Raw genomic sequence first — 23,228 nt, 5'->3', positions numbered from 1 at the left:
GTTTCTACTAAATTGGGGGAGGACATGTTTCCTTGAAGAAAAAAATTGCCTGGGTTACAGACAGTACCGCGCTCATACCTGAACACGTCATGGAAGAGCATGACATCTACGTCGTTCCACTGGAGATTATCTTTGAAGATGGCACTTATGAAGACGGCATTGATCTAGCACCTGAACAGCTTTATCAAAAAATTATGCAGGCCAATCATGCTCCCAAAACGTCGCAGCCTTGCTTAGGAAAATTTGTGTCTCTCTACGAACGATTAAAGGAAGAGTATGAATGCGCGATTGCTGTCCACCTCTCCTCTGATCTGAGTGGGACCTATAATACAAGCGCAACAGCAGCCAAGATGGTAGACTTCCCTGTCGAGTCGGTAGATTCCAAGCTGATGTCGTACCCGATTACCTCGATTATCTTAAACGGAATCGAACAAGCCAAGGCAGGAAAAGGCTACCAAGAGATTGCCGCTTCCTTGCGCGAAGAATACAAATCTTTCGAGAACTATATCCTAGTCGGCAGTCTCGACCAGTTTTACAAGGGCGGACGAATGACCGGTTTGCAGTATTTCATCGGCAATCTGCTTCAGATCAAGCCGATTTTCCAAATTAAGGATGGGCTGTTTGAAGTATATGAAAAGGTTCGTACCGAAGGAAAAGCGGTCAAGCGCATGCTGGAACAGCTGGAGACCGCCAAACAGAACTACTCCGTGAGGCACGTGCAGATTTTGCATGGCAACGTCTTGGACAAAGCGCTGGAACTGAAAGAGAAAATTCAGAGCAAGTACGCCGATGTCGAGGTGTTGGTTGGGCCGATCAGTTCTACGATTGGGGCGCATGCTGGGATGGGGACGCTGGCGTTGGCTTGGCGGAATGAGTAGGAATTGGTGAGTTAAGAAATGTGAAAAAATCGCTCATACTTTACTTGAGCGATTTTTTGTCGTCTTCTCTTACTTCCATTTCTAAAATCCTATCTAGTTGATTACGAATTTTCGTTATCTCATTGGAGCCCGTAGTTGGAAGCCTCAACAACGGAATTTGATATTTATTGCAAATCCCGTTTTTCAGCTTGTCCCGCTCAGTTTGTTCCGGTTTATTTCTATGGAAACCAAAGCCGTCTACTTCGATTGCTAGAAGTGGTTGCTTGTTAATTGCGTCATAAATAACAAAATCAAAAGAAGCCCTGTTATTAATATACCGCTTCTCCGCTTCGACAAGCCGTTCAGTATCGTAAAAAATATCCTTGAGATACACCTGCATACTAAATGTGACGCCCTTATAGCTCTCCTCCCCCATTAAATCCGATAGAACTCGCCAGATTATATTTTCCGACTTGTGACTGGATTTATAGATTAAACGGCTCTGCAAGTCGTTTAATCGTTCCGAGTATTCACTATACAACAAATCAAATACAGATATCAGATTGCTATGAGTGATATGCTCATGCAGTGTATGATACTCAATGTAACGTATTAAATTCCCGATATCTTTTCGGGAGTTTCGAAATAAAGAATGATCTGTTACAAGAATGAACTGTTTCTGCGCCCTGGAGACGGCTACGTTGACCAAACAAGAATTTTCAACAAAGTTTTTTCCAATTTGTCCGCTTTTTGTTTGATCCAAAACGGTAGACATAATTATGATGGGTTTTTCACGACCTTGGTACCTATGAACCGTATCAATCTCCATTTCGTCTTCTAGCATTTCGTTCGCCTCTCTCACCTGCAAACGATACGGGGTTGTAAAACCGATATCCTCTAACGGATAATTTTGAAGCTGTAGCTCTTTTAAAATCTCCTCTTTTACTGTTTCAATTTCCCTGTGGTTAAATCTCCCTGTTTGCTTTCCTGCAGTCACTTTTCTCATATGATTGCCTATTGCTGTGTAATGCACCCGGATTGAGACATCGGATTCTTCTTCTGAACTCAACGGAATCAATTCGTTGTTATAATATTGATTATTACAAAAACCAATTATGCTAGGTCGGCATCTATAGTGCTCCTTCAACATCACTTTTGGGACTTTCTCTCCATATATCGCTAGCATGGATGATAACAAACTCTGCTGAAAGTAATCATACATGACTTGTACTTCCTGAACCTTCAGCTTGCTTTTTATTTTCTCATCTACAACTTGGGGTAATTGCTTCATGTCACCTACAATAATCATTCGCCTGCAGCAAGACATAGCAAGCACTCCGGTCAATAAGTCTACCTGAGACGCCTCATCAACAATCACATAATCAAACAGGTATCCTTCCGGTATACAAGAACGCAGAGAGTGGGTTGTACTTAATACAATAGGGAAATACTCGAGGAACTCCTCGAAGTTTCTTGTATAATTTTTGGCGTTACCACGAAAGCCTGATTTTCCTTGATATCTGTGATAGAGCTTCTGCCTGAACAAGAGGGATGAATTCACTTCGTGTTGAAGTAGCAGATCATCGAAGGATTCGGTATCTAGTTTCTGCTGGATATCTTTTCTTTCCTGTTCCATTTCTGCCAATTTAGATTCGTAGTACTTCATTTGCAAGCGTGTGACTAGCTCCAAGCGATTCTTTTTCAGTTTTTTAAAATCGATAAATCCATATTTAAACAGTAGTTTTACTTTATGTAAAAAGCGGAATGATCGGTTCCCTAAAAAGTACTCATCCACTAAAAAAGATATAATGGTCTCGGATGTTTGACGGCGAAAAAACAAGCGCTCCATCTCTTCCATATTTCGTTTTTCATTATGAAAGAGAAAATGCTTTTGTTCCAAACGATAAGCAGCTATTTCTTGATCTAGTCTCGCCTTGCGATTGACAAGGGTTAATAACTCGTCTAAACGTTGCGACAAGTGTATTAACGTTTCCTGTAACTTCTCTTCTTGAATTTTGTTATCCCATCCTTCAATCTGGTATGTGGGCAAATTCTTAAAAAAGGCTTCTCGATTCTCCACTTTTCCTAATAATGCTGCAAGAAACCCATATCCAGACTTTTGAAGCTTGTCTTTCACATTTTGGACAGCCGCATTATTACCCGAGACAACAGCTACAGATTTATTTTGCATAATCGTCAAGTTAGCTAAAATATTTAGGATTGTTTGTGTTTTCCCTGTACCAGGTGGCCCTTGAATAATAGAGATATTACTAAGCATCGCTTGTTCAAGTGCCTCTTTTTGACTCAAATTGAATCGAAATGGATAGATGGGAGCAACTGAATTGAGTGCCGAATGCTCTATCTCTCCACATTTTAGATAAGTGGCAAGCACACTATTTTGATCGATAAAGTTAATCTTCGAGAATTGTTTCTTTAAAAACGATTCGGACTCGCCCTCTGTATTTGTGTATTGAGCAACGTCATTCCAATAGTCCAGTAGACAATTCACTTCATTATTAGAATGACTTCCCAACTCCATACTGATCAAAGAGGAATCAAAGATTTTTGATTTGTCATTATTAAAAAAAACCTTTGTGGTACCATCAAAATCTAAAACTTCCTTTATGTTTCTGAGCGGTATTCCTGCATATAGTACGGTCTTATTTTCGATATCTACAAGTTTAGGATTCATTTTGATAACAACATTATTGTATTTGTATGGCTCTTCTCTGCCCTTAAACCAAATACACACCTTACCTTCATGAAAGGAGTATTTCACGATTTCACCCGTCTGATCTCCTTTACTTGTAATAATTAATACCTTACGTTCATCCATAGTGAGAATTCCTCTGTATTTGAAAGATTTACTTGCACGTAGTGAAAATTTTGTTTAAATAGGAATAATATGCCTCGTTTAAATTATAGTCGAGTTCAATGTGCATTGCCCAAATTTTTCACTTGGATAACACCCGGATCGTGAAAATGGGGCAGTCCCAAAAGCCGTTTTTCAGCTTAGGTCTGCCCCATTTTGAATTTCATGTTTACGGTATTCCGTCTTATCCCACCGCAATCACTACATTCCCCTTCTTCCGCCCTGTCTCCACATATCTGTGAGCCTCCGGTACTTGTTCCAGCGAATAGCGTCTATCAATAACCGCTTTTATCTGTCCTGCCTCCATCAACTCTTTAAGGAAAACCAAATCCTCCGTCCGCACCTTCGCAATCCCTAGCCCATCCACTGTCAGGAATATCCCGTTGGGCACCAATGCTTTTACACAATGGGACTTCGTTGCTTTCCCAACCGCATCAAATATAACGTCATACCGCTCTTCTTTTTTCGTAAAATCCTCTTTCGTGTAATCGATGACGGTATCGGCCCCCAACGATTTCACCAAATCGAAATTGGCGGAGCTACATACCGCTGTCACCTCAGCCCCAAAATACTTGGCAAGCTGTACCGCTGAGGTCCCTACCGACCCAGAAGCTCCGTAGATCAGCACTTTCTGTCCTTTTTGCAGCTTTCCTTTTCGAAAAAAATGCAAGGCAGTCGTTCCCCCAAAAGGAATCGCGGCGGCTTCTTCATGTGTTACATTTATCGGCTTTAAGCCCACGATTGTGTTTTCTTGCAGACAGATGTACTCCGCGTGCGCACCGCATCGCATCCCGGTTAATGCATAGACTTGGTCGCCTATTTTAAATCGTTTTACCTGTTTGCCGATCGCTTCGACTTCCCCAGATAGCTCCACACCAAGAATCGGATTTCTCGGTTTGGTGAGGCCGAGCACGAGGCGGATGGGAATCCAGAGCAAAAACGGACTTTTGAAGGCGCGTATTCTACAGTCTCCAGAAGTAACCGTTGTGGCATGAATTTTTATCAGAATTTCATTATCCTTTGGCTTAGGCTTCTCTACTTCTCTTAGCTCCAAAACATCTGGCGATCCGTATTTTGTACATATCACGGCTCTCATTGGCATCTCCCCCATCCACTTTGCCATGAGTATAGCGGGAGCACGGTATTGGTATACAGATACTTAAGTATTGTTTTGCAATTTACAACAAGCCCAACTTGCGAGCTCGTGCGACTGCTTCCGTACGCCGCTGTACCTGCAGCTTGTCAAAGATATTCCGGTTATGCCCTTTCACCGTGCTGAGTGCGAGGAATAGCTGCTGGGCAATGTCACGATTCGATAATCCTTTTTCGATGAGCTGCAAAATTTCAAGCTCTCGCTCACTAAGCGGCTCGATCAGGGAATCAGCATGGTGGGACTCGAATTCTGCAAGCAGTTTTTCTATATAGCGTGGCAGCATTCTATGGACTGTCGCATCACGCAATATTCTTTTCATCGGGCTACCTTCGTCGACAAAAGTGCGAATGAAGCCACCCAGCTCCGCTATCACCAATGCGTCTTTCATTATTTGCGCAGCTTTTGCTTGATCACCCTGCACATGCAGAGCAACCGCTTGCAAAAGCATGATTTTGAGCCGTTCATCTTCAATCTGTTTTGCCTCCGCGTGCACAAGTAATGGCTCGAGCACCGCAAGTGCTGCGGACGTTTCTCCCTGTGCCAGAAGTACACGGGCTTGGAGTATGGGAAGGTCGTGCTTCTGTGCCAATCGGGCTGCCGCTGTCAGGTTTTCCTGCTGAAGCAAAATACGGACTTGTACTTCGGCAATAGGAGGCATCTGCATGACAAAGCCTTGCTTGCGAGCCACATACTCAGCATTTGCAAGCATGGTAGCCGCTCCGCTAACGTCTCCCTGTGCTAGCTTCAGTCTTGCGAGAAACACCTGCGCTGCTACGACTCTATCCGTTTGTTCCAGCTGACGTGCTAATTGAATGGACTGTTGACCATGAAGCTCCGCTGTATACAGGTCGTTCCATTCATAAAAAATCCGGGCCAAACCCAGATGCGCTTCACAAGCAGCTGGCAACGGTGGAGAACCCGCCAATATTTGTACATGCTGATAAGTCTCAGCCGCCATATGGAGCTGATTATCTGCCTCCTGTAGCTTCGCTAGTCCAAGCGTAGCCATCATGCTGATCACAACATGACCAATCTTCTTACTGATTGATAATGCCTCCTGGTAATCCTTGGTAGCTGCGGTACGATTCCCTTGGAGGTAATAAGCATACCCCAGCGACCATGTAGTGGCTGTGCGGACAGGCAAGTTGTCGGGGTGCAGGTACGCTAAGGCTCGCTTGGCCTCAGCCATGATTTCCTCTGCTTGGTGCATGCTCACAGCCAATGTGGCACGTATAGCAGCGATATGCCCAAGAGTATCTCTGGACCCGGCATCTGGCTCCAACCCTTGTAGGGCTTTTTCGGCGGCTAGTAGCTTCGGTTCAACGCCGGTTATTTGACCAGTCATCAGCAAAGCCGAGGCGTACATCACCCACAGCGCTGGCCTTACATCCAGCTCCTCGCGTGGTAACGACTCCAGCCAGTTCAGTACAGGGACTACCCCTCCACGAAAGAGCAGCGGCATCCTCTCGCCCTCCACCAGTCGTGCTGCTCGCGATAGATCATTGGCTGCTACTGCATGGTGAAAAGCTTCCATTTCAAATCCATTGTCTTCATACCAAATGCTAGCACGGGTGTGTAATTCTGCGAGAATTCGCTCGCACTCTCCTATTGTCGATGAAAAACGCTGCCGGAGCCTCTGCCTCAGCAAATCAGCAAAAAGATGGTGATAGCGGTACCAACGCCGTTCGCTGTCCAACGGGACGATAAACAAATTGGCGCGTTCGAGGAATTCTAACGTTTCCTGGCCTGAACCTGGGTAGATATCACTTTGACTAAAAACGGCGTCACAAAGAGGACCGGATAATCGGTCGAGGATGGATGTATACAGCAGGAATGCTTGAGTGCTTGCAGATTGCTTGGTAAGCACTTCTTCAACCAGATAGTCGAGAATAAAAGGGTGACTGCCCGAAAAAGTTGGAAGGAAGGTTGTGACATCTATTTGTTCTTTCATGGAAAGAGCAGCTAACTGTAAACCGGCAATCCAGCCTTCTGTGCGGGCATCGAGCAGGGCGATGTTTTCTGGTAATAGCTCTAACCCCATCACTTTCTCCAGAAATTGAGCTGCTTCCGAATAGGTGAAGCGCAAATCGGATGCGCGGACTTCATTCAATTGGTTCCGTACTCGTAGGCGGGCAATAGGCAATCGTGGTTCCTCACGGGTTGCAATTACCAGATGCATCTGCCGGGGCATGCGTTCAAGCAGAAGAGAGATGGCATCGTCAAGTGGCCCCGTTTTCAAAACGTGGTAATCATCCAAGACAAGAACAAAAGGGTTGGGTATTGCGATTATTTTATGAAGCAGAGTCGAGATCATTAATTCGATTGGTAGAGGTTGAGGAGAATGGAGCAAAGGAAATATGCCCGATCCAATATTCGGGCCAATATTTTGCAGAGCTGTGAAGAGGTATGTAAAAAAATGCGCAGGGTCATTATCCCCTTCATCCATGGAAATCCAGGCGAAGGGTCGATCACCGCTAGCGAGCCATTCACTGACAAGTGTTGTTTTCCCGGAGCCTGCTGGTGCTGAAATGACCGTCAGCTTACGGTTTAGGCCCTCGTTTAACTGCTCGATTAGTCGATGACGGGTAACGGTCTTCAACCGTGGCGGGGGCATATACAGTTTGGTGGTTACAATTGGAATCGTCATAAAGAAATTATATGTACCGCTGTCTCTAAGCGTCAACTCCGCCGACTTTTTGATTTACTCTCTGCTTTTTTCAGGTTGCTCGCTACACGGTATTGGACGATTTTTCTAATCAGATCATAAGGTAAGGGCTGATCGATCGGAAATTGCAATGTCCCTTTCGACTTGTGATATTCCTTCACTTCCTCTTTGAATTCCTCTATACCACCTGGGGATGGATAAAAACCGATATGATTTTTGAAAGCAGCAAAATGCACCAGATTTCCATGGAGGGCAAAGGTAGGCATCTGGTAGCTGATCTTTTCCTTCGCATCCGGCGCCTCCTCCTTTATTATCTCCCAATCGTGCATGACAAAAAAAACACGCCGCGCTGGCGTGTTTCGTTTCGTTTTGGTGGCAAGGATGCTATTTCGTTATACGTTTTCCAATAGCCTCCACGAGCTCTCTCGTTGTATTGGGCAGATTGGATTTTAAAATCGAATTAATCATAGGACCCTTCACACCATGGGCGGTGATATCCAGACACCCCGTCATTTTCGTCCGTGCCTCATCCAATGCCTTCGCTTTGAAGTAGCCATGACCGGTAAAATTCCCACTAAGCCCGGTCAAGGTAAACCTCACCTCGGTCGGAGGCGTCCATTCGGTGATATCCACTTGCAGGCTGATGGTCTTCTTCATGATGCCGATATCGCCTGTAAACGTCCAAGCGACACGACGTTCATTGATTACCTCGTGGCTGATGTAGCCAGGTACCAGTGGAACCCAATTCTCCACTATACTCACAAACTGCCATACCGCCCCGATGGGCTGGTTCAGCTCCACATCATGTATTCCTTGAGGCATGATTTGCTCATTCCTTCCCCCAGTGTTCTTTGGTATCTTGTTATGTTTATTGTCGGAACACGGGAGATATTTCAGGAATATGGCGGGTTAATCCCACCAAAAATGCCATACATCCTGTCTCATTAAATAATCCGCGTAATGCCCTAATGAAGGAAACTCATCCAAGACGTACTGACAAAAGATGAAATGCTCTTTTGCCAGCTTAATTGCCTCCTCGTAGGTCTGCGGTCTTGAACCGGCTTGAAAAATCCACGTATCCTCTGTCACAGCGAGAATCTTGATCCCATAAGCCTCCTGCCAGTGCGTTACGATAACGGACTGGTAAACGGGCAGTGGGCATTCATTATAGCCGCCCATCGGGACCCACAACGGTGCTTCATAGCCGGATGCTTTCGGCAATTCCAGGACAATCAGGGCGTCATCTTGTAATCGATCCTGCACCCATTTTTCACTTATGAGGAAGGACTCCGTCTCTGTTTCACTGAGTTGTTCATTGATCAGCTCGTCCCCTTCCCATATTAGGGAATATGCCTGATAGATGCCTTCAAAGTTCTTTCCTTCCAAACTTTTCAACTCGGATTCGATGTCTGTATACAAAAGGCGAGATTTCACAATCCGCCGAAAGACATCCTCCACAGATAAGCCGTGAACCTCCTCTAGCTGTTTATGTACATAATCAGAGAGTGATCCCTCTTCGTCCACTGCTTCTTCTATCATCTCTAGTATATTATAGCTAGGCAGAACCAAAATGCTGTGCTTATCTTCCTTTGTAGCAGGTACCGTGAAATCCTCCGCAGCAACCACTTTTATGTCACATTCTTTTAGGTAATTCGACAACTCTCCTACCATCGTCACACCTCTTTTTTCTGTTGGTTTGTGCTAATCATAGAATTGGTGCAGTTTATACGCTTATTCCCTCTCCATCATGGAGAACTTTTGCCTGATTTCATTCAGAACTTCTTCCCAATGAAGCTTCATTTGCTCCCGTGTGTTCATGTGATCCAAGTTCTCTTGATGAAAACTAATGGTCGTTCGGTCAGGCTTGTCGGATAGTAGCCGAATTTGCAATGTGGATGGCTTTTCCCATTCCTTCATCGACCACTTTAAACGAAACTGCCGAAACGGCTTCACCACACGAAATTGACCCGATATTCCATCTCTGGAAGTAAAGGTCTCCCCCTCGCTAAAGGTAAGGTTCGCTACATCTCCAAGCCATAACTTCGCCCCTTCAGACGAGGTTAAAAACGCCCAAGCCTGTTCTGGGGTAATGGGCATCGTCCTGCGTATACCTACCTGAAAGCCTGTCGCTGCCGTTTGACCAACGATTTTGTTAGATTCGGGATTTTGACTCTTCATCGAGACACCTCGCCAATCCTATTTGTTAGGACGAACTTTTCACGAGTAAATTGTAAACAATCACCAAGAAAATGTCACTCCTATACAGAAGACCAACACCTCGATAGTATCTCGATTGGGCGTCGATGGTTTGTTCTCCTATCGTTATGAGAGGAGAACAGCTGCATCTGAACGAATCCTAAGGAATACGCTTGATATATCCCTGAAGAGGAGCATGACCATGACGAATGAAGAGGTAAAAGGAATCATCGAAAATTATGTGCAAGCCTACAATTCATTTGATGTCGAAGGTATGGCGAGACTCTTGCATACGGATATTGTGTTCAGGAATTATTCCAACGGTGAACTGAACACAGAAACAAAAGGAATAGAAGCGTTTAGAGAGCTAGCTGAAAAGTCTGCGAAAATTTTCTCGAGTCGGCGTCAGACGATTATCGCCTGCCTCGTGATGGATGACAAAGCAGAAGTGCAAATTGATTATGAAGGAACACTCACGATTGATTTGCCAAACGGACTTAAGGCTTGAGATACGCTCCAATTAAAAGGGAAATCGATTTTTATGATAAAAGAAGGAAAAGTCTCCCTGATTGAAGATTACAGTTAAGAACACGGCAAAAGAAATACACCGCCCTCATGATATCGACACAGGAATGACCCGAATTTGTTCACTTTCTTCCTCAAAAAAAATGGTAGGATAGAGGCATCACTTCATAAAAAATGAGGAGAGTCACAAGTGCGGGTACATCCAATTTACTTTTTACGTCTTACAGGCCTACTCGATGGCCTTTCTTTATTAGTATTGATGGGCATCGCGATGCCCTTGAAATACGTGTGGGGCCTAGACAAAGCCGTAACCATCATAGGGAGTATTCACGGTGGGATATTTTGCTTGTATGCTCTGGCGATACTCTATTCAGCCATTCGCGTGAGATGGAGCCTGCTCTGGACTCTTGCTGCGTTACTCGCCGCTTTTGTACCGTTTGGGAACTTCTTTCTGGATCGCAGACTGAAAACGGCACAGGATGTGTATCCTCTGAAGCCGTTTAACAATGCCCTGCTCGTATACGCCATCGTTTTTTTCTCGTTCTTTGATTTGTTCTCGCAACTGCCGGTCATGAGTACATTTGCTGCTTCCGTAGGTGCCAGCTCATTTGTTATAGGGTTTGTCATCGGTCTGTATTCGCTAGCCAATACCTTTGGCAATATTATCTCAGGCATACTGACAGATAAGGTTGGTCCATCCAAACCACTGTTGATCGGCTTGGTTTTATCCAGCTGTGCCTTGCTGCTGTATCACATCGTCGATCAGCCGTTTCTGTTGATTATCGTGCGAATCATTCACGGATTTGTCGCCGGTTTGATCGTTCCTGCTGCTTTTACTTTTTCTGCGAATAACACGACACATGAGCAGCAAGGACGAAAGGTTGCCTTCACTGGTACCTTTGTGGGACTCGCAGCGATTATCGGACCTGCATTCAGCGGCATTATGGCAAGCAAAACCTCCGTGCCCTTTGTCTTTACATGTGTAGCTGTTATGGGCTTTTTCCTAACCATCCTGTCCGTCATTTTTCTGAAATCCACTCAGGCTTGCAAGAAAGAGAAGCTTAAGAAGGACGTTCCGACCTCAGCCTTGATCTTCAATGCTGGGATAATCAAGGCTTACGGCGGTGCCTTTTTGCTCATGTTTTCACAAGGTGTGATCGCTTACCTTTTGCCCTTGCATGTGCAATCGCTTGGATACGATTCGAAATTAAGCGGTACATTAATGAGCACTTTTGGGATCATTGCCGTCCTGCTTTTTGTGCTTCCGACCAACCAGATTTTTGATCGTGTGGCCCCTTCCAAAACGATGTCCATCGGAATTGGCTTCATGGGCGTGAGTCAGCTGCTTATTGGTCAATCCAACACGACATTGGCACTGTACTGCATGTTAGGACTATATGGGATTGGCTTTGCTCTTTTGTTTCCCTCTGTCAATACGATGCTCATTCAATCGACGCCACAAGAATTGCGGGGGAAAGCACACGGTTACTTATACGCCTTTTTCTCTCTCGGTGTGGTCGTCGGCTCAGGCCTTTTAGGTTGGCTGCCCTTCTCCATCGAGGAAGGGTTTCTGTTCACAGGATGTCTGTTGCTCGTGTTTGCCGCTTTCATTGCCGTGTATAAGCGGCGAGAACGCTTGCTGAATCAACAAAATAATCAATAGCAGCCATCGTTTCTAACAACAAAACCTCCTCAACCACTAAGCTAGTGGCGAAGGAGGTTTTGTGCTACTACTTTCAACTGCAGAATCACTGCGAATCAGGCATGCAGCCAACAGACCAATTCCTAGTACGATTGCAAGCAGGACAAAAGTAAGTTCATAGCTTCCAAAATTCATTAATCGGATGGACAGAACCGGCCCAAGACTTGTTCCCGAAAACAGGATAAACGTATAAACCGAAACCGCAATTCCCCGCGATTTGCCCCCTAGCTGTCCAACAAGCGAGATCACGGAAGGAACGGATAACGCAATTCCTGCAACGAAAAGCACACTCGTACCAATCAAAAGAGCCAAGTTAGATATCATACCGAGGGAAGCCATACTGACCACTGCCAGACCTAATCCGAAGCGGAGCACGGTACGTAAGCCAAACCGTTTTGCCAGCCCGCCCGCCAGCGGAGAAATGAGCATACCCACTACACCAATCGTTCGAACAAGCAGCATCTCCTTGTTGCTAAGCCCAAAATCAGATCCCGCCAAATAACTGCCCAAGACCGTATACATATTAACGAATGACATAAGCAATACAAGAGCGATTATGTAGCTCAAGACGATATTTTTTTGTTTGAACAGGGAGGGAATTCGCTTAATCGGCTCCCAAATATTAACGGTAGCAAGGGGGCTCTCTTCTTTTGGCAGCCACCTTATCACCACAAACAACGTCACGAAATAGATAGCAGCAAGCATATAGAATACGGCGTGCCAACTGTATTGTTGACTCATTACGGTGCTGAGCACTTGACCAATGATTCCTGCCGCCAAAAATCCCGTGCTGATAAATCCGATTGCCGTTACCCGCTTTGCCGCAGGGAACATTTCCACAGCATAGGCGAGTGCAACAGGCGAGAACGTAGCAGCGGCAGCACCTTGCAAGCCCCTGAGTACAATGATCCATACGAAATCATTTGCACTACCAAGCAACAAAGAAAGTAGAGCCAGGGCAATCATCCCGATCACAATAACGTTCTTGCGGCCATACTTTTCGGACAGCGGTCCATAAATCAGACACCCAATGGCAAACCCAACCGAAAATGCGCTGCCTACTGCTGCAGCCTGTGTCAACGTAATACGGAAAAGATCGGCAAATAGGGTCATAAGGGGAATCGTAACGTATAAGCTCGACATGACGACGATTCCAGACCAACATAAGATTGCCGTCATGAGTGAGTAGTTTCGCTGTGACATCGCACACCTCTTTTTCGAATATTTACACACATTCTAGTTAGATTATCTAATTATATTCACAAAAAAATATGATCTTATCTTCCCACCCCCAGTTTCTCTTCCATGCTGTTATTTAACTTCATCAAGATTTTTTCCAACAGCATCCGTTCTTCCTCTTCTAATTCGCTCATAATGGAGGAGCAAGCAGACCAAAAAACTGGCAGTACGCTGGTTACCAATTCTCTGCCTTCTTGCGTTATTTTGACATGAATCTTGCGACCATCCAGCGTGCTTTGCTCCCTGATGATCCAGTGCCTTTTTTCCAGCCAGTCCAGCAAAGCTGTAACAGAAGCACGCCGAATCCCCAGCCTGTCTGCAAGCGAAGAAGGGGTGATAAGTTCCCTGTCTTTATGTAACGTAAGCAACAGCAATACGTCCCATTTACACTCCGTTATGCCGAATTTCTCCAAATTCAAATCAATGACGTCTATGGCGTTATCCCCCAGCCATAGCATCAATAATCCCAAATGAGCCAATTTGCGATCCGTATTTTGCAGAGCAGTTGTTTCCATCAGATGCAAATATGGCTGAATACCAAGTTTCGGCAATTGATCGGATGTATGCTCACACTTGTTTTTTCTGCTCATAATCCACCTTGAATATAATTAGATTATCTAACTAAAATCAATATAAAGGATTTCTTTGGATTTTGCAACCCCCCCTGGCAAGACGAAAGCCGAGATCATCAATTCGAAACGTGGGGTGACTGCGTCTGCGGCACGTCGCCCCACAGCCTCTGGCCTCTTCTGCCCAGCTGCCACCGCGAAAAATTCGGTAGGAGCCATAGACGTTTACATCGTAAAGGTCCCAGCACCACTCCCAAACATTTCCCAGCATGTCATAGAGCCCCCACGCATTCGGCAGCTTTTGTCCTACCGCATGTGCTGTACCTTCAGCATTCCCTTGGTACCATGCGATCTCATCCAGCTCGCCGTACCGATAACCGCCCGTCCCTGCTTTGCAAGCGTACTGCCATTCCGCCTCTGTCGGCAGACGATAGCCATCCGCTTCCTCGTTCCAACCAACACGCTCACCATCTTCACTTATCGAGTAGCATTCCGTGAGACCTGCTTGCTGAGAAAGCAGATTGCAAAACGAAATCGCATCGTTCCACGAGACATTCACGACAGGAGCCTCTGGGTGGTCACTCGGTCCAGCTGCTTTTTGTACAACCGAGAAATATAACGCATTCGTAACAGGAACCGGTGCGAGTAAAAAAGCGTTCACCTCGGTTGTCCATTTGGCCTTGATTCGATCGTCTCGTAATTCGATATGCCCTGCTGGGATGCTTACCATGGTGTACGGCCGCTCCATCTCTATTTCACCTGGCTTAACTTCTCGATCGCCTGCTCTTCGGTTGGCAAGAAAAAGATGTCGTTTCCGTTGTTCGATTCATAGATGAAGTCTTTTAGACTTTTACTTGTGTACACCGAAAAATCTCCTACAATTGCCACTTTCACCCGATAATTGATGAACTTCTGAAGGATTTCACCAGCAAGGCGTGTTTTCAAATCGAAAAAGCTTTCGTTCAGCAATGATTTGTTGAGAACAATACGCTCACTGTCTGCTTGATAATGTACCGTTGCGATCAGGTCCAATGCGGACTGTACATCCCCTATAAGTACCTCGCTACCACTCACAATGGCAATATTTTTCCCGCCAGCTTCTACCTTTGTAATATTCATGTGTACCCTCCTCATCTTTTAGTCGTCATCTGCCTCACATAATCCTCACAAATATATCGGTTGTCTTCACCGGTTGCTGGCGAAACGCTCGCCACTCGAAAGAAGCTCAAGCCAACAACCATCGCCATGAGTCCATAGGCAGCGTTTTGTGAATCCTCTACAGACATAAGCCCGGTTTGCTTGCCATATTCAAAAATCTTGGTGATGCCCTGCAAATCTCGCGCATAACTCTTCGCAACCACTTCTTGCAGCTTGGGGTCCAACGCTGCTTTGGAGAAGAATTGGACAAAGAGTCTTGCTTGATCTTCATGCGGGATGTACATCTCAGCGATGCCATCCAGCTGCGAAACATTGATCCGTTTTTCCTTGTCATTCACGTATGGCGGCAAGATGTGCGTAAGCGTGACGTCCATCATTTCCTGGGCGGTCATGGTGCTCTCAATGTCAGATTCGATTTTCAAGCCATAATAGGCCAAAAATGCCTGAAAGGCTTCACTCGTCAAATTATCCTTATTCTTAAAGTAATACGTGACGACACCCTTTGAGCAGTCCGCATACTCCGCCACCTTATCCAGCGTCATGCCATCAATCCCGTGTTTGCTAATACAAGTGAGGGTCGCATTGATGACATCTGCTCGGCGCTTTGGTTCCATTCCTAATTTGGGCATGATTTTACCTCGTTTATTTATACTGTACAGTCGGAATAAAAAAAGTGTACACCATGATTTTCCAACTTGTCAAATGAGGAGGCTCCACAACACAAAAAAACACGCTTACGCAGCGTGTTCGATCATGACGTTACATAGCAAGTGCTTGGCGACTGATCCGATATTGCCCCGGCGTCAGCCCCGTCCATTTCTTGAAAGCATTTTGAAAGGCGCTTGGATCTGAAAAATGAAGCAGGTATGCAATCTCTCCAATGGAATGCTCCGCTTGCTGTAAATACCCCATCGCCATTTCTTTGCGGACATTCGTGGACAATTCATGATAGGAAGTGTCCTCTGCCTTTAGTTTCACTTGCAGGGATCTCGTACTCATATGAAAAGCAGCGGCAGTCTCCTGTAAGGTCGGAAAAGCCGCAGGCATACATCCCATCATCCATTGAAACACACGGTCCGAAAATTCCCGCCCCCTGTTCAGCCTCGCTCTAATTTCTTCCGCGATGGGTTCGAAAGCTTTCCGCAGCCGGACATCTGAATACAGGATCGGGTATTGCAAAACTTCTTTGCCTACCAAGAGCCCATTTTCTTCTTCACCAAAGTGAGGCTCCATCCCGAACAATTTCAAATACGGAGCGATATCATCCGTAGCGTCGTGTGTGAAATGTATGGACTGTAACGGAATAGCGCGGTGACTCATACGGACAATCAAGTGGTACAAGGAGCTGACCATATCCTCCATGCAATGTCGGGATACGCTCCCAGGGCTTTGCCTATGAAACCGCAGGAAAACATCCTTCCCCCGCTCTTCCCAATCCAACTCGTACCCGCTGCAAAGGATCACGTGATACCGCTGATAAGCCTTCCATGCATCGACGATTTTTTCCGAATGCATCATGACATAGCCAAGAATGCCCAGATCGGCAATATCAGTTAACTGCCCTTGATGCAGTCCGAAATGATCATCCTGCGTGTAAATGGCAGCTTCTTTCATCAAGCGCTCAAGCTCTACTTCATCAATCCGCGCCTCTACATCCTTTAGCAAACTACTGTCGAAAGAAATATGCTCACAAAAACGCTCAAAATCAAGCTTCTTGTGAGTAATTGTTTTCATAATCGGATACACCATCGAAATCGCAAACCCATGCGCATTTTCCAAGTACGGAACCTCCTTTGCGTGAATCCACAACATTTATGCGCCTTCGATCATTCCTCTGTTTCCTTCCACACGATATGCTGAATACAGTTCAGTTTACCACGATCTGTCGGTTATGGAATCGACTCTACAGGGGGACATGAAAATGAACATACTCGTTATCATCGGACATCCAGATCCCGAGAGCTATTGCTCCGCGTTGGCGCATGCCTATATGCAAGGAGCCGCAGACAAAGCAGCACAGATTCGCACCATTGATTTGAGCCAAATCGCTTTCGACCCAAATTTGAAGTACGGATATCGGAAAAGAACAGAGCTGGAGGATGACCTAAAAGAAGCGCAGGACCTCATCCGTTGGGCGGATCATCTGGTCATTGTCTATCCGACTTGGTGGGGTACGATGCCCGCTATCTTGAAGGGATTCTTTGATCGTGTCTTATTACCCGGATTCGCCTATAAATATCGGGAAGGCTCACCTCTATGGGATAAACTGTTAACGGGCAAAACCGCCCATGTGATTGTGACCATGGATACTCCCTCTTGGTACAACCGATTGATCTACTGGCAAGCCGGACACCTCGTGATGAAACGCAACATTTTAAAGTTTTGCGGGATTAAACCTGTGAAGGTTACGGAGATTAGTGGGGTGAATGCCTCGGCGGAGGAAAAGCGCAAGAAGTGGCTGGAGAAAGTGAAACAGCTTGGGGAGAGGCTAGCCTAAGCGTTACGAGAAAAAAACGAATCAAAGCGACAAAAAACTCAAGCTGAAAAAGACTTGAGTTTTTCCTATTCGCTTACTGATCAAGATGCGTTTGCACACTTTCCAAAAACTTAATGCGGGGCCGCCTTCCAGCAGCGGATCAGCTATTTTATCCAAAGCTGTCACTGTCCTGCACCTGCTTCCTAGCCTTTCTCCAGCGCATCTCTTTCGTTGGAATGATTTACCTAGGCAAATAAATCGTGCAAAGTGTATTTATTATGTAGCTGATTGTGAGTATGATAATAGTAAAAATAATAAAGAAAGAGGCTATCATATGGATTCTACTTTTTCACCAAGAAAAACAACAAAGACGAAAACCTTAGTTATTAACGCACTCTTCATCGCTTTTACTCTCGCAGCCACCATGTTTATCAATCTAAGACTCCCGATCATGGGTAACGGTGGCCTCATTCATCTCGGTAACGTGCCTCTTTTAATCGCAGCCTTTGTGTATGGCAGAAAAACAGGAGCTATCGCTGGAGCTTTTGGTATGGGCCTCTTTGACCTTATCTCCGGTTGGACAGCATGGGCACCGTTTACCTTCGTAATCGTGGGTGCAATGGGCTATGTAGCTGGTCTCATCGCCGAGAAGGTGCCTGGCAATCGGGTATTTGTGTACGCACTCGCAGTTGTCGCTGCATTGGTGATTAAGATCGTGGGCTACTACTTTGTTGAGGTTATTCTTTACGGGAACTGGATTCAGCCGTTTGGCTCCATTCCGGGGAACGTTTTGCAGGTGGTTGTAGCAGCGGTTATTGTCATCCCGCTGGTAGGACGCTTGAAGAAGATTGTGGGACAAGGTTAAAAAAGATCGGGAACCGCGTGGGGGCAGCATAAAACCAGATTATCGCCCATGACTCCAAAGCCGTCTTTCCTACTCCTTGCCCAGATCTAACTGATACAAGGCGATTTTGTGCTAGAGCATACAATACTTCTTGTTACCAATCGTCTGGTTCAACACCCAACATATCCTCGACGAAAGCAACTGGATCATCCCAGTACAATTCTAGCAAGTCTAGTACGACATTATATGGCTCGCTACTCATTTGCAGTTAGCTTCCCTCGACGCCGAGCTGCAATCTCTTGAATACCATTAACCCACTCTTTCACTGAATCTCGCTCATCATCTAGATAGCAGAGTGATCGGTCCGGTTCATGTAAATCAAATATTAGGCAAGATGACAAACAAGTTACCCTCAAATTAATTAGTCTTTATTTTTCCACGCTCCATTTAAAGTGCGTGGATTTTTTTACTCCTGAAATAGTATGTAAAATTGACTTTTTACTTTAAAAGGAAACAATAACCATACTTTCACGTATAACATGTAAACGAAATATTGGAGTGATAATAGAATGTTCGCAAATGACTTTGGACCATCTTTCTCTAGTGGTTTTAGTCCGCCCTGGTGGTTTATAGTGATTGCTGGAATAATTGTACTTTTCATCTTAGGAGCGATCATAAATGGTATCAGGATTTGGATCTCAAATAATGCCTCCCCAATCTTAACTCAACCTGCAAAAATAATTAGTAAACGCACAAGAACTTCAGGTGGCGGTAATGATACTAGTGTATCAACATACTATTACCTTACTTTTGAACTAAGCAATGGAGAAAGACTAGAATTCCATGTAAAAGGTAGTGAGTATGGCTTACTGGTCGAAGGAGATACAGGCATATTAACTTATCAAGGCACCAGATATAAGGAATTCAGCAGACGACCTTTGTAAAATAGGGTCGTCTTTCTACATTCCTGTCTCCTTTCTATACCCCCTCATCACAACTTCTCTTTTGTTAAATCAGTGAAACCTATTACTCCCTGTGACGTAAACTTGGGTAATACTAACAAGGGGAGTTCATTGGTTCCAAGGGTGGAGCTGTAATTAGTATCGAAAGTGTTTCCTTAGATTCAACACCGTTCCCCGTCTATTCCGAAAATGGGCGACGTAGGCTGGAGGCAGGGCATCAATTTTCTAAAGTTACCTACACAAAAAACGGAAGTGAATATACTGTCTGGTACCGTGGTGTCAATGGGCCGTTTGCAATACATAAACAAACTCAGACAAGATCAGGTGTACCTATAAAAGAAACACCAGAGAACGAGCAATTTATTTATAGTTATGGAGAACGCTGGATCTTTTCTGACTAAACACAAGTAATGTTAAGTTAAGTCCTCTTCCCCAAAAGCTGCGCCAACTTTGGTATTCGACACCATCTGAACTTTTCGTCTTCTTGAGAAATCCATCTTTCCATAATCGACATCGAAGGAGAATCCGTTATAAACGATCTGGTTTGCTACTGGAAGGATCGTCACCTGATCGACCATAATCACCGAGACACTATCAGGGTCTTCAATCAAAAAGCGCTGGTTTTCATCGAGTTCTAAAACGATTTCTGTCATGCACGAACCTCTCCTTTACAAATCGATTATTTTGTTAATCCCTCATCACTTGGATCCATCATGTTGAAATCAAAATCTGTAAATATTGACATATTTGTAGTACGCTTATTTTGCCCGTTGTAAAAATCCTTCTTATCCGTTGATGGAACGCCGTGTGCGATGAAAGTCGCCCGCACGGTGTAGGCTCGAACGAAAACCCTCACGAAGAGAAGGGAATAAGTCGAGAATAGCTATACTGATCCAATATTCACTTTGCAAGACAATCTAAATGGTCAATATCCCTACCATTTCGTTGAAGGCTCCTCCCAATACCTTATGCCAAAATTTCTCGCCACCCAGCCATTAAGAAACGCGACTCTAACTTTTGATTTGAATGATGTTTTCACTCCAGATGCAACCGATTTGTATTACATTGCTTCTGATCGCAATGAAATTGGTGCTGATAAAATTAATGGCTCCGTAATTACGATTCCTAATGTTACTCTTGATAAAGGACAGTTAATCATTTTTGACTTAGGATCTTACACAATGCCTTCTGCAGGAACGTATAAATTTTTCATTTCTGTTGATTCAAAACACACGCAAGAAATGGTATTGGATATTTCTAAAAATTAATTATCCATCAACAGCCCTCGGGTTGGACCCGGGGGGATATTTTTTCGTCGAGACTGAAGGCTCGCCCCCCCGCTGCAACTGCCCCTATTTATCAAATCGTGTGTTTTGTTAACCTCAGCTCTTTAATAACACAATCACAGAAAGTTATAACTTTAGTTAGCGGACAATTTAGATTGATTGGCGTAGCGTTATATTTGCCCGTTGTAAAACATTCTTTCTTATCCGTTGATGGAACGCCGTGTGCGATGACAGTCGCCTGCACGGTGTAGGCTCGAACGAAGACCCTCACATTTAGTAGGGAATAAGTCGAGAATAGCTATGAATTGATTGCCAGACCTGCTCAAATTTTGCAACCAGCTGGACTTGCGATTAGCCAAGCAAACGTCATCGTTAAGTATGGTGAGTATACGTATTGGTCGTATACCCCTTCATCGAATGACCTTGTTTTGGTTGTCGTCGCATTTGATTCCAACAATCAGGAAGTCAAACGCTGGGAAGTTCCTGGTTATAGGTATACAATCGACATTGGGATCGATAACCAAAATAAAACAGTGGTGTTCTACATGTGGCAAAAGGTAGGAGTCTTTGAAAACGGTTCTTATCCGGTTTCGTTTACCTGGGAACAGTTGAAAATCAACTAATCCACCATCAACGGCCCCCGGGTTAATCCCGGGGTATTTTTCTCACCAAGTTGGGGAATTTCCTACTTTCTACAATTACCGTTTTGTTAAAGTGACCACTTTCAGTGCTGTGTTACAGATCGCTTCTTGTACCGTCATCCCAGTGCCGATCTTCTGGACAGACACATCATCAAAGTCTGCTTGCCAAGCGTACTTTTCATTGTCCTCGGCGTAACTAAGGACAAAGAAGTGCGTTTGTTCTTTGATCTTCTCCAACACTTGCCACGCATCGGCTATGTTTTGGAGTGGGTTCCAGTCTTTTTCCTTTGTTGCCAAGCTCCCATCCCATCACCTTCGTTGCCAGCGTTTCTATGATTTGTTTTTCGGTCATTGTCATTATCCACCCAACCCTATTTTCATCGGCTCCAACACTTCCCTTGTGTCCACATCTACAATCTGCCACTTGTAAAAGCTGTCGGCGTACCACCTAGCTACATACGAAACGTGCCTGAAGTCGCTCCAATGAGTAGCTTCCTCGATACTCTCCACATCATCATACGGATAGGCGCACGGATTGTAGTTCCCGTTATGCTTCAGAAACGACTTACTCTCCTTGTTTTGAACTGCGTATTTCTTCGGCAATTTGATCTCCCTTTCATTAGCCATCATCGTACTTTCTACAGCTAATAAAATGTCTTCGATTTCCTTTCGGGTAGGTCGCCAACCAGCAGCCCACATCTTGATCCTGACTTCTTCCAGCATAGCGGGAGGTAATCTCCAACCCTTTATTGCATCTTCCGCGCTAGCTCTAGGAAACATATCTTTCGCCCCTGATTTTTGTTTGGAAAGAAACTCGGTAGTTTCTTATGTTTGTCGCAAGCGTTGACGGTTACAGGTGCCAGTCTATCGCTCTTGCCCTTCTTCGTGAACACCGTTCCTTTCGTCGTAGCCTTTTCGGTGCATCCGTTGTAATTGCAGTTGCCAACTTGTCGTTTCCCACCCGGTTTTCATTACTGTGATATAATGAAAATAAAAACAATGGGGTGTATTGTTGAAGAGACAGTTTTTGATGATTGTAAGTGATGTAACAAAACCACAAATGGATAGAGTCACCGAAGCAGTAAAAGATTTTAACGAATTCATTGACTTGATTCCAATTGAGTCTAAATCTGATGGAGGCTATAGCCTATACATCGATATTCAAAAAGGCGATGTTGCTATCACAGTCTCAGATACACGAACATTCCTGAAAAATTGGTTTAAGCCTTTAAAAATAGAATGTGATTCAAATCCACGAGACTTTTATTAAAAGTCCTTTTTAAATACACAGCTTGTAAAACCATATCCCTTCTTGTTTCTAATACTGATGTACAGTAAGATTTAGGAAAAACCATTAGGGAGTGGAAAAATGGTCACTTGTTACTTGAAATATGTTATTGATCCATATCAGGTAAGTGTTTTTGAAGAATATGCAAAGATGTGGATACCTCTTGTCAACAAGTTTGGCGGACATCATCATGGCTATTTCCTTCCTCATGAAGGTGCTAATAATATTGCTTATGCCTTATTTAGTTTTCCTAGTTTGGCAGAATATGAGGATTATCGAAAGAGAATACTGGTCGATGAAGATTGCCAACTTGCCTTCTCACTCGCAGAGCAGACAAAGTGCATCATCAGTTACGAGCGAAGTTTCTTGCGTCCGGTGTTTGAATAATTTTCCTTCAACGTTGTCCATCCTTGGATAGGATGGGCTTTTTTATATAATGAGCATTTAGTATCCATCCGCTATATGCCGGGCAGCGAGAAGATTGTCTGCTGCCCCACTTGATCAGCTGCCACTGGATTGATCCAGATAACTTCTGTTGATGTGCGCCATTTCGCCAAAGCTACCCTTCTCCTCCTCGTCAAGTCGAGCAACTGCGTCTCTACTGTTTACAATCTCAAGGACAGCGCAAACGCCACGGGCTACAAACCAAGGTTCTCCATCCTTTACCACTACTCGAATCTGTTTATCTTGATAGTTAAAAACGTTTTGAAGTGCCTGCATTGTATATTCCTCCCCTAACTTCCCGTTGTCCTTGAACTTCTCATGCGATCCAGCATTCCCATCAGTTTCGGGTCA

26 protein-coding genes and 2 pseudogenes are annotated in these 23,228 nt (G+C 44.7%); 10 read left to right on the top strand and 18 right to left on the bottom strand.

Going from position 1 to position 23,228, the window contains the following annotated elements; all coding sequences use genetic code 11:
- Positions 1-32: 32 nt before the first annotated feature.
- Positions 33-878, top strand: a complete 846-nt coding sequence (locus ACUUHJ_RS07890) for a DegV family protein (protein WP_472298610.1) — start codon at positions 33-35, stop codon at positions 876-878.
- A 40-nt stretch (positions 879-918) separates the two neighbouring features.
- Here the strand turns inward: ACUUHJ_RS07890 and ACUUHJ_RS07885 are convergent, their stop codons facing one another.
- The 7 genes from ACUUHJ_RS07885 to ACUUHJ_RS07855 form a co-directional block, all read right to left on the bottom strand.
- Positions 919-3,693 carry an AAA domain-containing protein gene (locus ACUUHJ_RS07885; protein ID WP_472298609.1) on the bottom strand — a complete coding sequence of 925 codons (2,775 nt, stop codon included), beginning with the start codon at positions 3,691-3,693 and terminating at the stop codon, positions 919-921.
- A gap of 220 nt (positions 3,694-3,913) precedes the next feature.
- Complete coding sequence (locus ACUUHJ_RS07880; RefSeq protein WP_472298608.1) at positions 3,914-4,825, bottom strand: NAD(P)-dependent alcohol dehydrogenase; 912 nt, start codon at positions 4,823-4,825, stop codon at positions 3,914-3,916.
- Between the two features lie 82 nt (positions 4,826-4,907).
- Positions 4,908-7,529 carry a winged helix-turn-helix domain-containing protein gene (locus ACUUHJ_RS07875; protein WP_472301155.1) on the bottom strand — a complete coding sequence of 874 codons (2,622 nt, stop codon included), beginning with the start codon at positions 7,527-7,529 and terminating at the stop codon, positions 4,908-4,910.
- A gap of 32 nt (positions 7,530-7,561) precedes the next feature.
- Complete coding sequence (locus ACUUHJ_RS07870) at positions 7,562-7,876, bottom strand: iron chaperone (protein ID WP_472298607.1); 315 nt, start codon at positions 7,874-7,876, stop codon at positions 7,562-7,564.
- Positions 7,877-7,931: 55 nt separating this feature from the next.
- Positions 7,932-8,369, bottom strand: a complete 438-nt coding sequence (locus ACUUHJ_RS07865) for a CoxG family protein (protein ID WP_472298606.1) — start codon at positions 8,367-8,369, stop codon at positions 7,932-7,934.
- A gap of 87 nt (positions 8,370-8,456) precedes the next feature.
- Entirely contained in the window at positions 8,457-9,218 is a 762-nt protein-coding gene (locus tag ACUUHJ_RS07860) for a DUF4253 domain-containing protein (protein WP_472298605.1), read from the bottom strand.
- Between the two features lie 60 nt (positions 9,219-9,278).
- Complete coding sequence (locus tag ACUUHJ_RS07855) at positions 9,279-9,725, bottom strand: SRPBCC family protein (protein ID WP_472298604.1); 447 nt, start codon at positions 9,723-9,725, stop codon at positions 9,279-9,281.
- Between the two features lie 220 nt (positions 9,726-9,945).
- On the opposite strand from ACUUHJ_RS07855, the pseudogene ACUUHJ_RS07850 reads away from it, so the two are divergent.
- Positions 9,946-10,329: pseudogene (locus ACUUHJ_RS07850) on the top strand (nuclear transport factor 2 family protein).
- A 129-nt stretch (positions 10,330-10,458) separates the two neighbouring features.
- A complete protein-coding gene (locus tag ACUUHJ_RS07845) occupies positions 10,459-11,931 on the top strand; it encodes an MFS transporter (protein WP_472298603.1) in 1,473 nt (490 codons plus the stop codon).
- A 36-nt stretch (positions 11,932-11,967) separates the two neighbouring features.
- On the opposite strand, the gene ACUUHJ_RS07840 is transcribed toward ACUUHJ_RS07845, so the two are convergent.
- The 6 genes from ACUUHJ_RS07840 to ACUUHJ_RS07815 all read right to left on the bottom strand — a co-directional run bounded on the left by ACUUHJ_RS07840 (position 11,968) and on the right by ACUUHJ_RS07815 (position 16,715).
- Positions 11,968-13,173 carry an MFS transporter gene (locus ACUUHJ_RS07840; protein ID WP_472298602.1) on the bottom strand — a complete coding sequence of 402 codons (1,206 nt, stop codon included), beginning with the start codon at positions 13,171-13,173 and terminating at the stop codon, positions 11,968-11,970.
- A gap of 74 nt (positions 13,174-13,247) precedes the next feature.
- Positions 13,248-13,799: a MarR family transcriptional regulator gene (locus ACUUHJ_RS07835; protein WP_012685158.1), complete on the bottom strand. Its 552-nt coding sequence runs from the start codon at positions 13,797-13,799 to the stop codon at positions 13,248-13,250.
- Positions 13,800-13,836: 37 nt separating this feature from the next.
- On the bottom strand, positions 13,837-14,526 hold the full coding sequence (locus tag ACUUHJ_RS07830; protein WP_472298601.1) for a formylglycine-generating enzyme family protein: 690 nt from the start codon (positions 14,524-14,526) through the stop codon (positions 13,837-13,839).
- 2 nt (positions 14,527-14,528) lie between these two features.
- Positions 14,529-14,897 carry a DUF4180 domain-containing protein gene (locus ACUUHJ_RS07825; RefSeq protein WP_012685156.1) on the bottom strand — a complete coding sequence of 123 codons (369 nt, stop codon included), beginning with the start codon at positions 14,895-14,897 and terminating at the stop codon, positions 14,529-14,531.
- Positions 14,898-14,908: 11 nt separating this feature from the next.
- Complete coding sequence (locus ACUUHJ_RS07820) at positions 14,909-15,565, bottom strand: TetR/AcrR family transcriptional regulator (RefSeq protein ID WP_472298600.1); 657 nt, start codon at positions 15,563-15,565, stop codon at positions 14,909-14,911.
- A 130-nt stretch (positions 15,566-15,695) separates the two neighbouring features.
- Positions 15,696-16,715, bottom strand: coding sequence for an AraC family transcriptional regulator (locus tag ACUUHJ_RS07815; protein WP_472298599.1), 1,020 nt, complete (start codon positions 16,713-16,715; stop codon positions 15,696-15,698).
- Between the two features lie 142 nt (positions 16,716-16,857).
- Here ACUUHJ_RS07815 and ACUUHJ_RS07810 point away from each other — a divergent pair, with 142 nt between their 5' ends.
- On the top strand, positions 16,858-17,433 hold the full coding sequence (locus ACUUHJ_RS07810) for an NAD(P)H-dependent oxidoreductase (RefSeq protein ID WP_472298598.1): 576 nt from the start codon (positions 16,858-16,860) through the stop codon (positions 17,431-17,433).
- Between the two features lie 313 nt (positions 17,434-17,746).
- Positions 17,747-18,277, top strand: coding sequence for an ECF transporter S component (locus ACUUHJ_RS07805; RefSeq protein WP_472298597.1), 531 nt, complete (start codon positions 17,747-17,749; stop codon positions 18,275-18,277).
- A gap of 31 nt (positions 18,278-18,308) precedes the next feature.
- Here ACUUHJ_RS07805 and ACUUHJ_RS07800 read toward each other — a convergent pair.
- Positions 18,309-18,518: pseudogene (locus ACUUHJ_RS07800) on the bottom strand (terminase B); the annotation flags it as partial.
- Between the two features lie 307 nt (positions 18,519-18,825).
- On the opposite strand from ACUUHJ_RS07800, the gene ACUUHJ_RS07795 reads away from it, so the two are divergent.
- Positions 18,826-19,200, top strand: a complete 375-nt coding sequence (locus ACUUHJ_RS07795) for a DUF2500 domain-containing protein (protein ID WP_472298596.1) — start codon at positions 18,826-18,828, stop codon at positions 19,198-19,200.
- Between the two features lie 431 nt (positions 19,201-19,631).
- Here the strand turns inward: ACUUHJ_RS07795 and ACUUHJ_RS07790 are convergent, their stop codons facing one another.
- Positions 19,632-19,871 (bottom strand): hypothetical protein, encoded by a 240-nt coding sequence (locus tag ACUUHJ_RS07790; protein WP_472298595.1) that lies wholly within the window; start codon positions 19,869-19,871, stop codon positions 19,632-19,634.
- A gap of 315 nt (positions 19,872-20,186) precedes the next feature.
- Between ACUUHJ_RS07790 and ACUUHJ_RS07785 the strand changes: the two genes are divergently transcribed.
- Complete coding sequence (locus tag ACUUHJ_RS07785; RefSeq protein WP_087344793.1) at positions 20,187-20,486, top strand: hypothetical protein; 300 nt, start codon at positions 20,187-20,189, stop codon at positions 20,484-20,486.
- 323 nt (positions 20,487-20,809) lie between these two features.
- Entirely contained in the window at positions 20,810-21,127 is a 318-nt protein-coding gene (locus ACUUHJ_RS07780) for a hypothetical protein (protein WP_007717182.1), read from the top strand.
- A gap of 75 nt (positions 21,128-21,202) precedes the next feature.
- Here ACUUHJ_RS07780 and ACUUHJ_RS07775 read toward each other — a convergent pair whose 3' ends face one another.
- Positions 21,203-21,442, bottom strand: a complete 240-nt coding sequence (locus ACUUHJ_RS07775; protein ID WP_472298594.1) for a BC1872 family protein — start codon at positions 21,440-21,442, stop codon at positions 21,203-21,205.
- 60 nt (positions 21,443-21,502) lie between these two features.
- Positions 21,503-21,925: a hypothetical protein gene (locus ACUUHJ_RS07770; protein ID WP_472298593.1), complete on the bottom strand. Its 423-nt coding sequence runs from the start codon at positions 21,923-21,925 to the stop codon at positions 21,503-21,505.
- Positions 21,926-22,175: 250 nt separating this feature from the next.
- Between ACUUHJ_RS07770 and ACUUHJ_RS07765 the strand changes: the two genes are divergently transcribed.
- Positions 22,176-22,415 carry a hypothetical protein gene (locus ACUUHJ_RS07765; protein ID WP_087344785.1) on the top strand — a complete coding sequence of 80 codons (240 nt, stop codon included), beginning with the start codon at positions 22,176-22,178 and terminating at the stop codon, positions 22,413-22,415.
- Between the two features lie 99 nt (positions 22,416-22,514).
- Positions 22,515-22,820 (top strand): NIPSNAP family protein, encoded by a 306-nt coding sequence (locus ACUUHJ_RS07760; RefSeq protein ID WP_173608843.1) that lies wholly within the window; start codon positions 22,515-22,517, stop codon positions 22,818-22,820.
- 114 nt (positions 22,821-22,934) lie between these two features.
- On the opposite strand, the gene ACUUHJ_RS07755 is transcribed toward ACUUHJ_RS07760, so the two are convergent.
- Positions 22,935-23,153, bottom strand: a complete 219-nt coding sequence (locus tag ACUUHJ_RS07755; protein WP_472298592.1) for a BRO-N domain-containing protein — start codon at positions 23,151-23,153, stop codon at positions 22,935-22,937.
- Between the last annotated feature and the right edge of the window lie 75 nt (positions 23,154-23,228).

The organism is Brevibacillus schisleri (genome assembly GCF_055685845.1).
This window is presented reverse-complemented; position numbering and strand designations above follow the sequence as displayed.

What these genes read in the sequence shown, in the direction of transcription:
- ACUUHJ_RS07885 (WP_472298609.1), bottom strand. Translation starts at nt 3,693, where the DNA reads ATGGATGAACGTAAGGTATTAATTATTACAAGTAAAGGAGATCAGACG.
- ACUUHJ_RS07880 (WP_472298608.1), bottom strand. Translation starts at nt 4,825, where the DNA reads ATGAGAGCCGTGATATGTACAAAATACGGATCGCCAGATGTTTTGGAG.
- ACUUHJ_RS07875 (WP_472301155.1), bottom strand. Translation starts at nt 7,529, where the DNA reads ATGACGATTCCAATTGTAACCACCAAACTGTATATGCCCCCGCCACGG.
- ACUUHJ_RS07870 (WP_472298607.1), bottom strand. Translation starts at nt 7,876, where the DNA reads ATGCACGATTGGGAGATAATAAAGGAGGAGGCGCCGGATGCGAAGGAA.
- ACUUHJ_RS07865 (WP_472298606.1), bottom strand. Translation starts at nt 8,369, where the DNA reads ATGCCTCAAGGAATACATGATGTGGAGCTGAACCAGCCCATCGGGGCG.
- ACUUHJ_RS07860 (WP_472298605.1), bottom strand. Translation starts at nt 9,218, where the DNA reads ATGGTAGGAGAGTTGTCGAATTACCTAAAAGAATGTGACATAAAAGTG.
- ACUUHJ_RS07855 (WP_472298604.1), bottom strand. Translation starts at nt 9,725, where the DNA reads ATGAAGAGTCAAAATCCCGAATCTAACAAAATCGTTGGTCAAACGGCA.
- ACUUHJ_RS07840 (WP_472298602.1), bottom strand. Translation starts at nt 13,173, where the DNA reads ATGTCACAGCGAAACTACTCACTCATGACGGCAATCTTATGTTGGTCT.
- ACUUHJ_RS07835 (WP_012685158.1), bottom strand. Translation starts at nt 13,799, where the DNA reads ATGAGCAGAAAAAACAAGTGTGAGCATACATCCGATCAATTGCCGAAA.
- ACUUHJ_RS07830 (WP_472298601.1), bottom strand. Translation starts at nt 14,526, where the DNA reads ATGGAGCGGCCGTACACCATGGTAAGCATCCCAGCAGGGCATATCGAA.
- ACUUHJ_RS07825 (WP_012685156.1), bottom strand. Translation starts at nt 14,897, where the DNA reads ATGAATATTACAAAGGTAGAAGCTGGCGGGAAAAATATTGCCATTGTG.
- ACUUHJ_RS07820 (WP_472298600.1), bottom strand. Translation starts at nt 15,565, where the DNA reads ATGCCCAAATTAGGAATGGAACCAAAGCGCCGAGCAGATGTCATCAAT.
- ACUUHJ_RS07810 (WP_472298598.1), top strand. Translation starts at nt 16,858, where the DNA reads ATGAACATACTCGTTATCATCGGACATCCAGATCCCGAGAGCTATTGC.
- ACUUHJ_RS07805 (WP_472298597.1), top strand. Translation starts at nt 17,747, where the DNA reads ATGGATTCTACTTTTTCACCAAGAAAAACAACAAAGACGAAAACCTTA.
- ACUUHJ_RS07795 (WP_472298596.1), top strand. Translation starts at nt 18,826, where the DNA reads ATGTTCGCAAATGACTTTGGACCATCTTTCTCTAGTGGTTTTAGTCCG.
- ACUUHJ_RS07790 (WP_472298595.1), bottom strand. Translation starts at nt 19,871, where the DNA reads ATGACAGAAATCGTTTTAGAACTCGATGAAAACCAGCGCTTTTTGATT.
- ACUUHJ_RS07785 (WP_087344793.1), top strand. Translation starts at nt 20,187, where the DNA reads ATGCCAAAATTTCTCGCCACCCAGCCATTAAGAAACGCGACTCTAACT.
- ACUUHJ_RS07770 (WP_472298593.1), bottom strand. Translation starts at nt 21,925, where the DNA reads ATGTTTCCTAGAGCTAGCGCGGAAGATGCAATAAAGGGTTGGAGATTA.
- ACUUHJ_RS07765 (WP_087344785.1), top strand. Translation starts at nt 22,176, where the DNA reads ATGATTGTAAGTGATGTAACAAAACCACAAATGGATAGAGTCACCGAA.
- ACUUHJ_RS07760 (WP_173608843.1), top strand. Translation starts at nt 22,515, where the DNA reads ATGGTCACTTGTTACTTGAAATATGTTATTGATCCATATCAGGTAAGT.
- ACUUHJ_RS07755 (WP_472298592.1), bottom strand. Translation starts at nt 23,153, where the DNA reads ATGCAGGCACTTCAAAACGTTTTTAACTATCAAGATAAACAGATTCGA.